Annotated in this window: 14 protein-coding genes; 3 read left to right on the forward strand and 11 right to left on the reverse strand. The window is 51.1% G+C overall.

Annotation, left to right across the window (positions count from 1 at the left end; genetic code table 11):
* Window positions 1-529 precede the first annotated feature (529 nt).
* Together ACPRTJ_RS20660 and ACPRTJ_RS20665 are read right to left on the reverse strand one after the other, a co-directional pair.
* Window positions 530-1,171, reverse strand: coding sequence for a response regulator (locus ACPRTJ_RS20660; RefSeq protein ID WP_100633711.1), 642 nt, complete (start codon window positions 1,169-1,171; stop codon window positions 530-532).
* 32 nt (window positions 1,172-1,203) lie between these two features.
* Window positions 1,204-2,565, reverse strand: a complete 1,362-nt coding sequence (locus tag ACPRTJ_RS20665) for a cache domain-containing protein (RefSeq protein ID WP_100633713.1) — start codon at window positions 2,563-2,565, stop codon at window positions 1,204-1,206.
* 295 nt (window positions 2,566-2,860) lie between these two features.
* Here ACPRTJ_RS20665 and ACPRTJ_RS20670 point away from each other — a divergent pair, with 295 nt between their 5' ends.
* Window positions 2,861-4,918, forward strand: a complete 2,058-nt coding sequence (locus tag ACPRTJ_RS20670) for a carbon starvation CstA family protein (RefSeq protein ID WP_100633715.1) — start codon at window positions 2,861-2,863, stop codon at window positions 4,916-4,918.
* Between the two features lie 14 nt (window positions 4,919-4,932).
* Complete coding sequence (locus ACPRTJ_RS20675) at window positions 4,933-5,133, forward strand: YbdD/YjiX family protein (protein ID WP_014860748.1); 201 nt, start codon at window positions 4,933-4,935, stop codon at window positions 5,131-5,133.
* 83 nt (window positions 5,134-5,216) lie between these two features.
* Here ACPRTJ_RS20675 and ACPRTJ_RS20680 read toward each other — a convergent pair whose 3' ends face one another.
* The 4 genes from ACPRTJ_RS20680 to metC all read right to left on the reverse strand — a co-directional run bounded on the left by ACPRTJ_RS20680 (window position 5,217) and on the right by metC (window position 9,702).
* On the reverse strand, window positions 5,217-5,666 hold the full coding sequence (locus ACPRTJ_RS20680) for a DUF1641 domain-containing protein (RefSeq protein ID WP_100633717.1): 450 nt from the start codon (window positions 5,664-5,666) through the stop codon (window positions 5,217-5,219).
* A gap of 30 nt (window positions 5,667-5,696) precedes the next feature.
* On the reverse strand, window positions 5,697-6,887 hold the full coding sequence (locus ACPRTJ_RS20685) for an NAD(P)/FAD-dependent oxidoreductase (RefSeq protein WP_100633719.1): 1,191 nt from the start codon (window positions 6,885-6,887) through the stop codon (window positions 5,697-5,699).
* 76 nt (window positions 6,888-6,963) lie between these two features.
* On the reverse strand, window positions 6,964-8,394 hold the full coding sequence (locus ACPRTJ_RS20690; RefSeq protein ID WP_100633720.1) for an amino acid permease: 1,431 nt from the start codon (window positions 8,392-8,394) through the stop codon (window positions 6,964-6,966).
* A gap of 123 nt (window positions 8,395-8,517) precedes the next feature.
* On the reverse strand, window positions 8,518-9,702 hold the full coding sequence (gene metC, locus ACPRTJ_RS20695; RefSeq protein WP_100633722.1) for a cystathionine beta-lyase: 1,185 nt from the start codon (window positions 9,700-9,702) through the stop codon (window positions 8,518-8,520).
* A 176-nt stretch (window positions 9,703-9,878) separates the two neighbouring features.
* Here metC and ACPRTJ_RS20700 point away from each other — a divergent pair, with 176 nt between their 5' ends.
* Window positions 9,879-10,337 (forward strand): Lrp/AsnC family transcriptional regulator, encoded by a 459-nt coding sequence (locus tag ACPRTJ_RS20700; protein ID WP_100633724.1) that lies wholly within the window; start codon window positions 9,879-9,881, stop codon window positions 10,335-10,337.
* Between the two features lie 92 nt (window positions 10,338-10,429).
* Here ACPRTJ_RS20700 and ACPRTJ_RS20705 read toward each other — a convergent pair whose 3' ends face one another.
* The 5 genes from ACPRTJ_RS20705 to ACPRTJ_RS20725 all read right to left on the reverse strand — a co-directional run bounded on the left by ACPRTJ_RS20705 (window position 10,430) and on the right by ACPRTJ_RS20725 (window position 13,498).
* Window positions 10,430-11,323 carry a DMT family transporter gene (locus ACPRTJ_RS20705; protein WP_100633726.1) on the reverse strand — a complete coding sequence of 298 codons (894 nt, stop codon included), beginning with the start codon at window positions 11,321-11,323 and terminating at the stop codon, window positions 10,430-10,432.
* 74 nt (window positions 11,324-11,397) lie between these two features.
* Window positions 11,398-11,733, reverse strand: a complete 336-nt coding sequence (locus ACPRTJ_RS20710) for a thioredoxin family protein (protein WP_100633728.1) — start codon at window positions 11,731-11,733, stop codon at window positions 11,398-11,400.
* An 88-nt stretch (window positions 11,734-11,821) separates the two neighbouring features.
* The gene (locus tag ACPRTJ_RS20715) at window positions 11,822-12,370 is read right to left on the reverse strand and encodes an OsmC family protein (RefSeq protein WP_100633730.1); all 549 of its coding nucleotides are present in this window, start codon (window positions 12,368-12,370) and stop codon (window positions 11,822-11,824) included.
* A gap of 51 nt (window positions 12,371-12,421) precedes the next feature.
* On the reverse strand, window positions 12,422-13,117 hold the full coding sequence (locus ACPRTJ_RS20720; protein ID WP_100633732.1) for a DsbA family oxidoreductase: 696 nt from the start codon (window positions 13,115-13,117) through the stop codon (window positions 12,422-12,424).
* Between the two features lie 93 nt (window positions 13,118-13,210).
* A complete protein-coding gene (locus ACPRTJ_RS20725; RefSeq protein WP_100634010.1) occupies window positions 13,211-13,498 on the reverse strand; it encodes a carboxymuconolactone decarboxylase family protein in 288 nt (95 codons plus the stop codon).
* Window positions 13,499-13,675 lie beyond the last annotated feature (177 nt).

Consider the following 13,675-nt stretch of genomic DNA (forward strand, 5'->3'; position numbering starts at 1 on the left):
AGCGGGAGTACGGGGTCATGCCGTTTGCCGCCTTGCTTGATCACTGAGTTTTCTGGGGTGATTCTGCGTCTGACACCCGCTTGCCTAATTCGACGACGTCATCATTGAGGTCGGGCACGCAAAAAATGCATTCGTTTGGATCGATTTGCGTTCCTTCAATGTAACGCATTCGCTTATTAGCCGACGATCGATTGATGCCGAACCGAAAGGTAGCTCGGGTGGGTGGTTTATCGTTTGTGTCCACGTGTAAATTCCTCCGACTTGTGAAGTCAGGATACCATCCAGTAGGTAGGCTTGCAATGGGTGGTGCCATCTGGCATCACTTATGTCGCGGGGCAGTACTAAGGAATTTGGATTCAGAGGTACACGGAATGGGGCACTGCTGCATCCTTGTGAGCTGGAGTGTGGCTGTGCCAGTCCTGCTGGTGCGCGGCTGGCTGGCTGGCTGGTGTATAATGACGCACGAGAAATGGTACGATTTCATTACAATTTGGCGAGCCAGATAGTTGTTTAGGTTATCGTCACATTTTCAATGTGGTTGGCTGGAAATTATTCCATGATCGATTGCATATTTTACTAGCGCTGCAGGTTTGTCGATTTTTAATTTTCGTCGAATGCTCAGGCGGTGCGTCTCTACTGTTCTGACGCTTATATTAAGTTCACGGGCCATTTCTTTGTTGTTCAGTCCTTGAGCCATTTTATAAAGAACTTGGCTCTCCCTGGGCGTTAGTTCGCTGGACTCGCCGTCTTCAAGGAGAAGTTTTTGTGCTATTTCGGCACTGTAAAAAGTACCTCCAGTTGCGATCGCTTCAATCGCCGCAACTATTTCTCTCGAAGGGGAGTTTTTTAACACGTAGCCGCTCGCGCCTGCACGCAGTGATTCGCTGACGTATTCTTTACTGTCGTGCATGCTGAGCACCAGAACCCGCAATGAAGGATGCTTTTCGCGTATTTTTCGTGTGAGTACAAGACCGTTTATGTCTGGTAGATTGATGTCTACTAGAAGTAGGTCTGGCTTGCACTGTTCAACCATTTCCATGGCGCGTGCGCCGTTTTCGGCCTCACCAACAACAGTCACGTTGTGTACTACTGAAAGCAGTGCCTTGATTCCATCGCGAACGAGCGAGTGGTCATCGACTAAGGCTAAACGAATTTTTGTTGATAGGCTCATTGGGGGTGTCCATCGTTATCGAAATAAGTGATTCAAACTTTTCTACAGGGGATGCTCATTGGGATCTCAATGTCGACCTCACTCCGGCCAGGTGAAGATGCCAGATGAAATCGACCACCCAAGTGTTCGACGCGTTCGCGTATGTTTCTGAGCCCGATCCCGGCATGGCGACGCTCAACTTCATCGACGTTAAAGCCAATTCCATCGTCGATGACTCTTAAACGAACAGATTGCTCGGTTCCAAACAAAGTAATGGCTACATCCTGAGCTTGAGCGTGTCGCTCGATGTTGGATAACGCTTCCTGAACAATTCGAAAAAGCGAGACGGGCACCCCGTCGTCCAGCAGGCACTCAAACTCATTAGTCTCAAACGTTACCCGCAGCCCACTGCGCTGCTCGAACTCCTCAGATAATTGTCCAATCGCGGCAGGAAGCCCCAGGGTGTCCAATAGCGAAGAGCGAAGGTCGTGTGAGATGCTGCGAACCTCCCCAATTGCCTCCCCAAGCCGCTCGGTAGCCTCTTTTAAGATGACTGCACCTCGGCTTTCTTCGTTTTCGAGCAGAAAGCCTGCTAGCTCAAGTTTGTATTTTATGGATACGAGAACTTGGCTAATGCCATCGTGAAGCTCGCGAGAAACGCGCGAACGCTCCTCTTCCTGAAGGCTGACAATTCGCTGGTTCAAGCGTTGCAGCTTGGTGTCGGCTAGCCGATGCTCACTCAGGTTCAGCGTCATTCCGCTTGCAAATACGAACAAGACCGCCACAAGTGCGACGACGGCAATTGAAACCATCGTCTTGCGGATACCCTGGGCCACTTCATCACGAGCTTGCTGAGTGGCTTTCTCAACGTCTTCGAGGTAGATGCCCGTACCGATCATCCACCCCCATTGTTCTAACATTACGACGTACGCTAGCTTTTCGGTCACTCTTCCGGATGAAGGTTTGTTCCACGCATAGCGTTGAAAACCCTCTCCAGACCGGGCACTTTGCAGCAACGCTTGAATTACTAGCAGACCGTGTGGATCTCTCATATCCATGAGGTCTTTGCCGACAAGCTCCGTCTGCCGTGCATGCATCAGACTGCGGCCTTGGCGGTCGTAGACGAAAAAATAACCATTTATACCAAAGCTTAGCTTCCTCAGCTCGTCTAGGACTTTTTGCTTGGCCTGGTCGTCACCATGGCCATCGTTATAGAGGGGGGCGATCAAGCTCCTCGCCATCGCTACGTAGTTCTCCAGCTCTGCGCGCTTACTGACCAAAATACTGTCTTCGATCAGTTGTGCTTGCTGGTCACCTAGCTGGTTGTTCAGGGAGATGACAAGCGCGCAGATAGCGGCAATAGCCAGTACAAGTGGCAAGATCCCCAGGGCGACAATTTTGTGTTTGAGCTGCATTCCTACTCCTGTCCAGACCTTGTACTCGACCAGCGGTCTTGGGCTCTGCGGTTAGAGACCACCGAGGCACCAGCATCTTATGTCAATCCCCGATGCACCGAGTAGCCGAAAGCGGCTAGCGGTCGAAAGGCCCGATTGCATAGCCGGCAGCTCAGTAGAACTACGTAGCCTTGTGGGCGTAGTTCTGCGGATTTATTTGTGGTGGGTATACGCGGATATTGGCCGCTGCCGCGAAGCGGACACAAATATAAAAATCACGGTCGACGACCTACAGGCTGTCGACAGGAGACACGTAATGACCCATATGGCTAAACACATTGCCTGGTTTGCCGTGGCTGTTCTGGGAGCATTCGCGCTGAGCGTCGTGGCCTTGCGCCGTGGCGAAGCTATCAATGCTCTCTGGATCGTAGTCGCAGCAGTCGCCATCTATCTCGTTGCATACCGATACTACAGTCTGTTCATCGCCGAGAAAGTGATGCAGCTAGACCCTCGTCGAGCCACTCCCGCCGTAGTCAACAACGACGGCCTGGATTATGTGCCGACCAACAAACACGTGCTCTTCGGGCATCACTTCGCTGCCATCGCTGGTGCGGGGCCTTTGGTTGGGCCGGTACTCGCTGCCCAGATGGGCTATTTGCCTGGAACGCTTTGGCTGATAGCCGGCGTGGTGCTTGCCGGCGCGGTACAAGACTTCATGGTGCTATTCCTGTCTACCCGCCGCAACGGTCGCTCTTTGGGAGACATAGTGCGAGAGGAGATGGGCAGAGTTCCAGGAACGATCGCGCTGTTCGGCTGCTTCCTGATCATGATCATCATCCTTGCCGTATTAGCGCTGATTGTGGTCAAGGCGCTGGCCGAGAGCCCTTGGGGTATCTTCACCGTCATGGCCACCATTCCGATCGCCATGTTTATGGGCGTCTACATGCGCTATGTTCGTCCCGGGCGCATCGGAGAGATCTCGGTAATTGGGGTGCTGCTGCTGTTGGGCTCAATTTGGTTGGGAGGGCAGATTGCTGCTGATCCAGTTTGGGCCAAGGCTTTTACCTTCACCGGTATTCAAATCACCTGGATGCTGATTGGCTACGGCTTCGTCGCTGCGGTGCTGCCCGTCTGGCTGATCTTGGCACCGCGTGACTACCTGTCCACATTCCTCAAAATTGGCACGATTCTCGCACTTGCCGTCGGGATTCTCGTCACTATGCCCGAGCTGAAAATGCCGGCGTTGACTCAGTTCACCGATGGCACGGGGCCGGTGTGGAAAGGCGGCTTGTTCCCGTTCCTCTTTATTACCATTGCATGCGGTGCCGTGTCGGGGTTCCACGCGCTGATAGCCTCTGGCACAACACCTAAATTGCTCGCAAGCGAAGGCCACGCCCGCTACATCGGCTACGGTGGCATGTTGATGGAGTCCTTCGTAGCGATCATGGCTATGGTGGCTGCGTCGGTAATTGAGCCTGGTGTGTACTTCGCCATGAACAGCCCTGCGGCTATCGTTGGTGGTGATGCAGTGTCCGTAGCGCAGACGGTTAGCAGTTGGGGGTTCACAATTTCACCTGATCAGCTTGAGGCTGTTGCCCGAGATATCGGTGAAACCACAATTCTTGCCCGGGCAGGAGGTGCACCGACGTTAGCTGTAGGTATTGCCCAAATCCTGCACCACCTCTTGCCGGGTGAAAATACCATGGCGTTCTGGTACCACTTTGCGATCCTCTTCGAAGCGCTGTTTATCTTGACCGCAGTCGATGCTGGCACCAGGGCAGGACGCTTCATGCTGCAGGATTTGTTAGGTTCGTTTGTTCCTTCCCTACGCCGCACAGAGTCCTGGACGGCGAACCTTATTGCCACCGCTGGCTGTGTGGCACTGTGGGGCTACCTGCTCTACCAGGGCGTGATCGATCCGTTGGGTGGTATCAATACGCTTTGGCCGCTGTTCGGCATTTCCAACCAGATGTTGGCAGGTATCGCTCTGATGCTAAGTACCGTCGTGCTTATCAAAATGAAGCGTCATCGGTATGTTTGGGTGACCCTGCTACCAGCGATTTGGCTGCTGATTTGCACTACAACTGCAGGATTCATCAAACTGTTCGATGCTAACCCTGCTATGGGCTTCCTGGCGTTGGCCCGTAAGTACAGTGATGCGCAGGCCAATGGTCAGATTTTGGCGCCGGCGAAGGACATTTCGCAGATGCAGCATGTGATCTTCAACGCCTATACGAACGCTACGCTCACAGCCCTGTTCTTGCTTGTTATGTTTAGCATTTTGTTCTACGCGCTTAAGGTTGGGATTGCGGCGTGGGGTAGCAAGGAGCGGACGGATAAAGAGTCGCCTTACCAAGCACTGCCTGATGCATAAAGGAGGGTGGTAGCGTGTTCAATGACCTGAGCCGCCTCGGTAAATACCTGGGTCAGGCAGCGCGTCTGATGGTGGGCATGCCTGACTACGACACCTACGTCGAGCACATGCAGAACAAGCACCCTGACAAACCTCTGATGTCATATGAGGAATTCTTTCGGGAGAGACAGGAAGCTCGATATGGCGGTGGCAACGGTCAGCCACGTTGCTGTTAGCACCTTGAGGTATTTATCTGCGTAGTCAATCGCGCCCGATGCAATGCATCGGGCGCTTTGCGTCTTGGTCTGCGAAAACGGTGTCAGTCATCTAAATGGTTGGTAACGCCATGGTTGAGTTGCTTTCCGAGTGCTCCCGAAAATTCCAACGCAAATGCTAGTCCCCGTCTGACATCCGGATCAGAGGTCATCCGAAGCAAACGGATTAAAGAGGGGGGTTCCGAAAGCTTGCTCACTTGCGCGCTTGCGACGCGAGCTGCGTTACCCGCTAACCATGCAGCAGACGTGCCTTCTTCGAAGACATTTGCTAGCTTTTCGACCATGTAAGAATCGCTCATGTCGACGATGTCGGTCGCAACTGACATTAGGTCGACCAGCCTTGAGAGTCGATCTCCGGCCAAGAGTGGCTCAAGCTTTACGACAAGCAGCCTGAGCCCTTCGAGCGCCGCCTCGCTAAGTTCCAACGATTCCAAAATCGAGGGCGCTCCCGGTTGATTTTCCGAGGCGCTTCCTTGTTCAGAGAGTAAGCTCATCTGAGGTGTCCTGTAAAATTATTGATCGTGTTACACCAGGCCGCGCGCGACCGCCCAATATATGCCTCTATTGAAGCTTTTCCTCATAAGTCCGCCAACCTTAGTGGGGGGCGTAGGCTTTACATCACTTTCATAGTCGTACCAGAGCGGCATTCCTGCCTCCAGTCCCATCTGAGCAATTGCAGCAACCTTGCCCTCGTAACTGTCGCAAGTCCGCCCGAAACGAAGCTCGGAGGCTATGTTATTTACTACAACGGGGGACTGGCTATGGCATGCGCCTCCGGCCTTGCTCACGGGGAGATCAACGGTATCGCCCAAAACATAGACGTTTTCTAAGCCATAGACTTTCATGGTTTGATAATTTGTAGGGAGCCACCCTTCATCGTCTGCAGCTTGCGATAGTCCGGAGTTTCTGACCGCCTCTACGGCGCGGATAGGTGGGGTTGCCATAAGGATATCGAAATCTTCAGCCCCACCCTCTTCTGAAAAGGCGATATTGCTTTCTGGATCAACTCTGTTGAGAGTAAAGCTTCTTTGATGCTTGATGCCCCTTTGCTCAAATATGCTTGGTAGTACTTCGCAGGTGTCCTTTTGCAAAAAAAGACAGTTTCTTAACAGTTGAGCTACGGTGGGGTACGTGTAGACAATTTCCACCTTGTTTCTAACGCCGCGTTTACGTAGCAGGTCGTCAAGCATTAGTGTAGTTTCAATGGGCGCAATACCACATTGATGAGGTACATTGGGCGTCTTGGGGAATGTTACCGTGACTAGGATGCGACCTTTTTCGATCGACTTTAACTTATCTGCAAGCTGCCGCGCAGGCTCATGCTGATAGAAGTGATCACCGCCTTCTTTTAGGCCGTCGATTCGTTCAGGGCTTGGTATGCACCCTGTGGAGATAATGAGTTGGTCGTATCCGTATGCTTTTCCGCTCTTACATTTCACGCGGTTTATATTGAATTGGAATTCCTCGACCTCTTCAATAAGAAAGTCAATCTCAGGGCGGAGTAGGCTGCGCTGAGGCCGCCTGAGTTCATTCTTGAAGAAGCTGTCAAAGGCGATGTACATGAAGGCTGGTTTGTAGTAGTGCCAGGGGGAGTTTGACAACATCAAGATTTCTACTTTACCACTGCGTATTTCAGGGTAGAGTTTGGTGGCAAGGTGATTGGCAGTCATTGTGCCGCCAATACCGCCGCCGACAATAATTATCCGATGGGGCATGTGTTCTCCTTAGCTTTGTCTAAATGAAGGCCAGTCTTGCTCTGAGCGAGACTGGCCACAATGAGGCGCTAGCGGATTAGACCGAGGGGATGCCTGTATTCACTGCACCTTCTGTAGACATATTGAGTTTTGAGTGTTTTTTGGCGTATAGGAAGTAAATTGCGGCACCAATGAGCAGCCATGCTCCGAATGCAATCCATGTGTGCAGTTTCAGATACGACATCAGCGTAATGCAGGAAATAATTGCGAGTGCTGGTACGAGCGGCACGAGCGGGCACTTGAAGGCGCGTGGCAGTTCGGGACGCTTCTTCCTAAGCACGATTACTGCAAACGAAACTAGGCAGAATGCGGCTAGCGTGCCGATGTTCATAAGTTCGGCAAGTACATTCAGTGGTACTACTGCTGCGATAAGACCAAAAATGATGCCGATCGCCCAAGTAGTGAAGAATGGTGTGCCATATTTAGGATGAACTTCGGAAAACTTTGAGGGTACCAGTCCATCGCGAGACATAGCGAAGATAATTCTGGATTGCCCATAGAGCATTACAAGAACACCCGTGGTCATCCCCAAAATAGCACCCAGGTCGACAAAGCCCGCTACCCAGTTCTCACCTGCATACTGGAGGGCGAGCGAGACGGGATGGTCGACGCCGAGGAACTCACCGAATGGAACGATACCTGTCATGATCATGGATACCACGACGTACAATATCGCGCATATACCAAGTGAACCAATAATCCCGATTGGCAGATCACGCTCAGGTCTTTTGACTTCCTCAGCTGCAGAAGATACTGCGTCAAAACCAATGAACGCGAAGAAGACCAATGCTGCTGCGCTCATTATTCCATTGAATCCAAAAGGCGCGAAGGGCTGCCAGTTCTCGGGCTTTACGTGTCGGGCGCCGACGAGAATGAACAAAAGTACTACTGCAATTTTGAGTGCCACCATGATATTGTTGATTTTTATAGATTCACGTATTCCAATAGAAAGCAGCCAAGTGATTACCATCATGATGACAAACGCAGGCAGATTGAAGAACGTACTAACGCCTGGCAGCGCCCCAGGTGCTGCCGTCAACGCAGTGGGTAACGATAATCCGAATCCGCTTAGCAGGGATTGAAAGTAACCAGACCAACCAACAGAAACTGCTGCGCTAGCCAGGCCGTATTCGAGCATAAGATCCCAGCCGATCATCCATGCAACAATCTCCCCAAGGGTGAAATAGCTGTAGGTATAGACGGAGCCTGCTACTGGAATGCTTGATGCAAACTCTGAATAGCAGAGTGCTGCGAGCCCACATGCTAAAGCAGCTATGATGAACGAAATTGTTAATGCGGGGCCGGCTGTTAGAGCCCCTGTGCCCGTTAACACAAAAATACCTGTTCCTACAATGGCGCCCACACCGATAAAAATCATATCGACTGGCCCTAGCACTTTTTTCAGAGATGCGTTCGAGTTCTGTAATTTGCTTATTTCGTCTAAGCTTTTTGTTCTAAAAATGCTCACAATTGCCTCCGGTTTTATTATTCGCGGCAGTACGTGAAGAAGGGGGGTAACCTACCGGCTCCCCCTGTTTTAGCGTGCGCAAGGCTTTATTTATCTTCTCGGTTAATTAACGCTAGACCAATGTTAAGCCTGATGGCAAATCAGATCGAATCTATCAAAGCCTAGTTTGAGGTCGGCGATCAGGTCTTCTGCATTTTCCAAGCCGATATGAAGTCTAATCAGGTGACCTTCTTCCTCCCAAGTGGTTGTGGTACGCATTTTTCGTGGATCAACTGTCATCGCTAGGCTTTCAAAGCCACCCCAGGAATAGCCGAGTCCGAAAAGACTTAGATCATCAAGAAGAGCTTTGACTGCTTCAATGGGGGCGGACTTGGTAACAAACGATAGGAGGCCTGTTGCGCCGGTAAAGTCCCGGCGCCATAGGGAGTGATTTTTGTGGGATGGTAGCCCAGGGTAAATGACACGAGAAACTTGGTCTTGCTCTTCCAACCATTTTGCCACGCACAGGGCGCTGCGTTGATGTCGCTCCAGACGAACGTCTAATGTCCGAAGTCCTCGCAGTGCCAGATTCGCGTCGTCCGGGCTCACATATGTGCCCGATTGGAAATGGTAGGCTTTCAGTTGCGGCCATGCGCGTGATGATGCGGCGATGGTGCCGATAAGGGCATCAGAGTGACCAACGATATACTTGGTGGCAGCCATAATCGAGAGATCAACGCCATGATCGATCGCTTTGAAGTAAAGCGGCGTCGCCCAGGTGTTATCGAGCAGAACCAGTGCGCCATGGGCGTGTGCGGCCTTGGCGATTGCCGGGATGTCTTGAATTTCAAAGGTGTGAGAGCCTGGGGACTCAGTAAACACCGCCTCAGTATTAGATTGGAAAAGTTCGGAGATGCCCGCTCCAATTTGAGGGTCGTAGTAGGTTGTCTGAATACCCAGCCGTTTTCCTGCAGTATCCAAAAAATGGCGTGTCGGGGCATAAACACTGTCCGGTACCAGAATATGGTCGCCTGAGCCTACAACGGACAATATCGCGGTAACGCACGCGGATAGGCCGGAAGGGCACAGAACGGCCCCAGTGGCGCCTTCCAGCGTTGATATAGCTTCGCACAGGGCCTCGGTCGATGGATTGTTCCATCGACCGTACTGATAGCGCTGGTCGCCATTCTGCATACAGTCGACGCTTGGGAAAACGACTGTCGAACCTCGGTAGATAGGAGGGTTGACGAAACCGTAGTGGTCTTCGGGATGGCTACCTGCGTGAGCAATCACCGTCGCGCTTGAGGTGGTTAACTTATTGTTATTCAAGGCTTTTCTCTCTGATCGATGCGTGGCTAGACCAGTTAATTATATTTATTTCCTAGAGAAATTTTCTTTCGTATATTTCTTGCATGGCGGTTATCTAGTTAATATTATTAGGGCTGTCTAGGAAAATTCCGTATCCGATTAATTTAGATTTTTCTGCCATTGCCCGAGATGCGCCCATGATTGAGCTGGATAAGGTGGATCGAATGATCCTTGAGATCGTTCAGTTGAACGGTCGTCTCACCAACGCTGAGATTGCAGCTCGCGTCTCGCTTTCGGCCCCTGCAAGCTGGAAGCGATTGAAGCGGCTTGAAGAAGAGGTGATCGAGGGGTATCACGCTTCCCTTAACCGAAAAGCTATTGGTTTGAATGTTTTTGCTTTCATCAGTATTACGTTGGATACGCATTCTGAGGAGGCGATGGACAACTTTGAGAAGGGAATCAATTCACTTCCAAGTGTGATTTCCTGTCATAACATATCTGGGAAGTATGACTATTTACTTCAGGTGGTGGTTAAAGACATGGACGATTTCCATCAGCTGGCTATGTATAAGATCCGCCGCTTGGGAAATATTAAGGAGATGTATACGGGCTTTTCTCTCAAAGAGATCAAAAGGTGCCCGACTCTTCCTTTGTGAGTGCCAAGGTTACGCGCGATGTGGAACTTGCCTCAGCGATTGATGCAGTGCGTGCAGCCTAAGATCGACTGTGCTGCACGTGTCGATGCTTTTCAGTCTCTCGGCTTTAATGAAGCTGTTTGCTTAGCTGACAGTACCAGGGCAATGCCACCTAGTACTGTGAGGGAGCTTAGGCCAAGTCGAGTAGTAAAGGTTTCCCCTAGCAGTAGAACTCCGGCGATAGAGGCAATCACTGGCACGGTCAGCTGTACCGTAGCTGCGCGAAAAGATGAGAGATTTCGAACCGCCGCGTACCAGATAGCGTATCCCGCGCCTGATGCGATTGTGCCTGATACGACGGCAGAGGTAATACCGACAACGTCTGCATGGAAAGAGGATATGAAGGGCAGGGAGGTAAGCATGATTAGCGGCACAGACATCATGAAGTTGCCAGCTGTAGCCGCCAACGGATCAGTTAAGCTTTTACCGAGGATTGAGTAGACCCCCCATGCCACCCCTGATGTTAGCATTATTACTACGCTTGTCAGCGGCGGAGCGCTGGATCCAGGAAGAAGCAGCACGACAAGGCCAGTAACCGCCAACACTAGGCCTAGCAGTGCCAAGACGCCCATACGCTCTCCCTGCAGAACTCCGTACCCGAGCATGGTTAGCTGCACTGCGCCGAACAGAACAAGTGCGCCGGTACCGGTGTCTAGTTTCAGGTACGCGTAGGAAAACGCAAAGGCATAAACATAGAGTGATACAGCTCCCCCCCAGGAGCCTGTCGCCTTTTTTACTGGCCGCTGAAACTTAAGAATCACCCATAGGATCAGTGCACCACTCACCAAACGTATGACACTGAAGCTGATCGGATCGATAGCGCTGTGGCGCAGTGCGACGCGGCACAGCACTGAGTTCGCAGCAAAGGCGGTCAAAGCGATAGCGGTGAGAATGACAACGCGTTGTGTTTTTTTTGTGGTGAGAGCGGCAGATAGACGTGTATTCAAAAGAAGTCCTCCACTGGGTAGGGTCAGATTTCCAACCGAGAATCTGTTATAGAGTGTCAACCTTAAAGGTCGCTTCAGTCCATGTATTTGAGTTCAATTTCCAGAGCTTTCTGCAACTCCCTGTATGAATTCGCACCCATGATCAACTTAGAGAGAATCCCCTCTCTAAATACTGCGATTGAAGGAACGCCGTGAATATTTGATGCTTTCGCAACCGTGGGGGATAGGGCGACATCAACGTGTCTGAATGACGCGAGCTGAGAGTAGGCGTCAGCGAGCTTTTGGAAGACTGGCTTCATTCCGGTGCACGGGCCGCACCAAGGAGCAGAGAAGTAGACCACAAAAAGTCTATGGGGTACGCTAAGTTCTCTATACAGCCCGTCTGCATCTAAGTCATGAACGTCACTCATAGAAACATATCCAAGCTTGTTCTTAAAGTGCTGCGTAGGGCCGCCAGGTAGTACTTTGGCGTCCCTTCAGCGATGATGCTGCCAGATATTATATGATCTCTAGTTTAGGTGATACTTTGATTTCTCTCGCCATATTATGGAAGTTTGGCGAGGTTTTAATGACGTGTGCATGAAGCTCCTCGATTTGATGCTGAGGCGCGTCTGCGCAAATTTTTACTTTGTAGTTAATTTCATTTATGCCAGGGTTGAGGCTTTCATCAAGACCCAAGAATCCACGTAGATCTAGATTAGTGTCCGTTTCAATTTCAAGACTCTTGATTTTGATGCCCCTCGCCGCAGCGCCTGTTGCGTAACCCACCGACATACAAGCATTCAGGGCGGCAAGCAGCAGCTCCATTGGGCCGGGAGCTGTATTCTCACCCAGCAGCTCAACAGGCTCGTCCGAGACGATCTGGAAGTCTCGCGCTATTTGCCGACCGGCAAGCCTGCATTGAGTAACATTCGTAACGCTTTTGGTTTGGCCCATCCACTTAGTGTGGACATTGAAGCGGACTTCAGCTTTTGTGTCATCCGCCGCTACTTCGCGAGCGAAGTTCTCTAGATTAGTAACGTCGATACCATTCACAATGTTGTTCATGCTGACGGCCTACAGAAATTAATATTTATCGTTAATGTGCGAGCACGTTCATCAGCTGTCACATCCGTTTAGGCCGCAGGTCTGCCCTTGAAAAGATTCATCTTCGGTGGCATCCGAATGCATTCGTTGTAGCGCCAGTTTGAATGCGTCAACGGTTTGGGCTCCCGAAATGTAGAAGCCGTTGTTGAAGACAAACAGAGGAACGCCGTTTGCGACCTCACGAGCCTCTTTCTCATCCTTGGCGACTAGGTAAGGCAGCGTCTCATCATTCCAGGCATGCTGGACGAAACTTTCTGAAAGGCCGACTTCTCCCGCAATTTCCGCTAATGAGTTCACTTCGAAGATCGAGCGTCCATCTGTGGTGCAGGCCTTATAAAGGCGTTCGCTGAGAGCCTTTTTGATGTCGTTATCGTCGACTGCTTTGACGAGAGCATGTGCTTTTGTGGTGTCTCCAAAAAGCATAGTGTCAAAGTTGTAAACGAGGCCTGTTTCTGTGGCGTTCGCAACAACAGCCTGGATCATCCCCTTGGCAGACTGCTCGTTGCCAAACTTCTGCGCAAGAACCTGTTTTATCGGTGCAGCTTTTTGGCCAGCAGCGAGTCGAAATGCCTTGTAGTTAACTTGAACCAAGTCCTTGTGCTCGAAATCGGCGAGGGCAATCTCGAACCGACGCTTTGCAATCCAGCACCAAGGGCAGACGAAGTCCGACCAAACGTCAATCGTGATCAATTTGGATTCTGCGCTCATTTTGTATCACCTGAAAGATTCAGCAGCCCAGTTATTAGTCTGGGCGCGGACGGGAAAAGGATGGCTGCTCATTAGGAAAACAGCCCCTTTAGGTCATTCTTTGTCGAAGGCGTCTAGCACATGGGTGCTATAAACCAGAGCTGCGCCTGCGTTCATGTTGATTGCGACTCCCAGAGCTTCTGAGACCTCCTCAACCGTAACACCAAGCTTCTTAGCTTCGGCTACATGGAATGCAATGCAGCCGTCGCAGCGAGTGGTCACCGCTACCGCAAGAGAAATCAGCTCGCGGGTTTTCGCGTCTAGGTGATTGGTTTTTGCGCCAGCCCCACCTAGTGCCATTACGCCTTTAATGGTTTCTGGCGAAAGCGAGCCAAGCTGCATAACGCGGGCGTTGATGTCTTGTCGGGCCTGTTCCAATCTTGCATGTGATCCTCTCAGCTACGGCAAGGCGTAGAACTGAAACATTTAGTATGGTTACGTGAAAGCAAAACAAGCCTACCACCTAGTAGGTAGGAATAGCAATCCTGTTTCATTTATTAGGATTTCCCAGCCAACAGG

It is taken from the genome of Pseudomonas palmensis, assembly GCF_049942755.1.
Taxonomy (GTDB): domain Bacteria; phylum Pseudomonadota; class Gammaproteobacteria; order Pseudomonadales; family Pseudomonadaceae; genus Aquipseudomonas; species Aquipseudomonas palmensis.

Coding starts and splice junctions, on each gene's coding strand:
- ACPRTJ_RS20660 (WP_100633711.1), bottom strand. CDS start 1,171: ATGAGCCTATCAACAAAAATTCGTTTAGCCTTAGTCGATGACCACTCG.
- ACPRTJ_RS20665 (WP_100633713.1), bottom strand. CDS start 2,565: ATGCAGCTCAAACACAAAATTGTCGCCCTGGGGATCTTGCCACTTGTA.
- ACPRTJ_RS20670 (WP_100633715.1), top strand. CDS start 2,861: ATGACCCATATGGCTAAACACATTGCCTGGTTTGCCGTGGCTGTTCTG.
- ACPRTJ_RS20680 (WP_100633717.1), bottom strand. CDS start 5,666: ATGAGCTTACTCTCTGAACAAGGAAGCGCCTCGGAAAATCAACCGGGA.
- ACPRTJ_RS20685 (WP_100633719.1), bottom strand. CDS start 6,887: ATGCCCCATCGGATAATTATTGTCGGCGGCGGTATTGGCGGCACAATG.
- ACPRTJ_RS20700 (WP_100633724.1), top strand. CDS start 9,879: ATGATTGAGCTGGATAAGGTGGATCGAATGATCCTTGAGATCGTTCAG.
- ACPRTJ_RS20710 (WP_100633728.1), bottom strand. CDS start 11,733: ATGAGTGACGTTCATGACTTAGATGCAGACGGGCTGTATAGAGAACTT.
- ACPRTJ_RS20715 (WP_100633730.1), bottom strand. CDS start 12,370: ATGAACAACATTGTGAATGGTATCGACGTTACTAATCTAGAGAACTTC.
- ACPRTJ_RS20720 (WP_100633732.1), bottom strand. CDS start 13,117: ATGAGCGCAGAATCCAAATTGATCACGATTGACGTTTGGTCGGACTTC.
- ACPRTJ_RS20725 (WP_100634010.1), bottom strand. CDS start 13,498: ATGCAGCTTGGCTCGCTTTCGCCAGAAACCATTAAAGGCGTAATGGCA.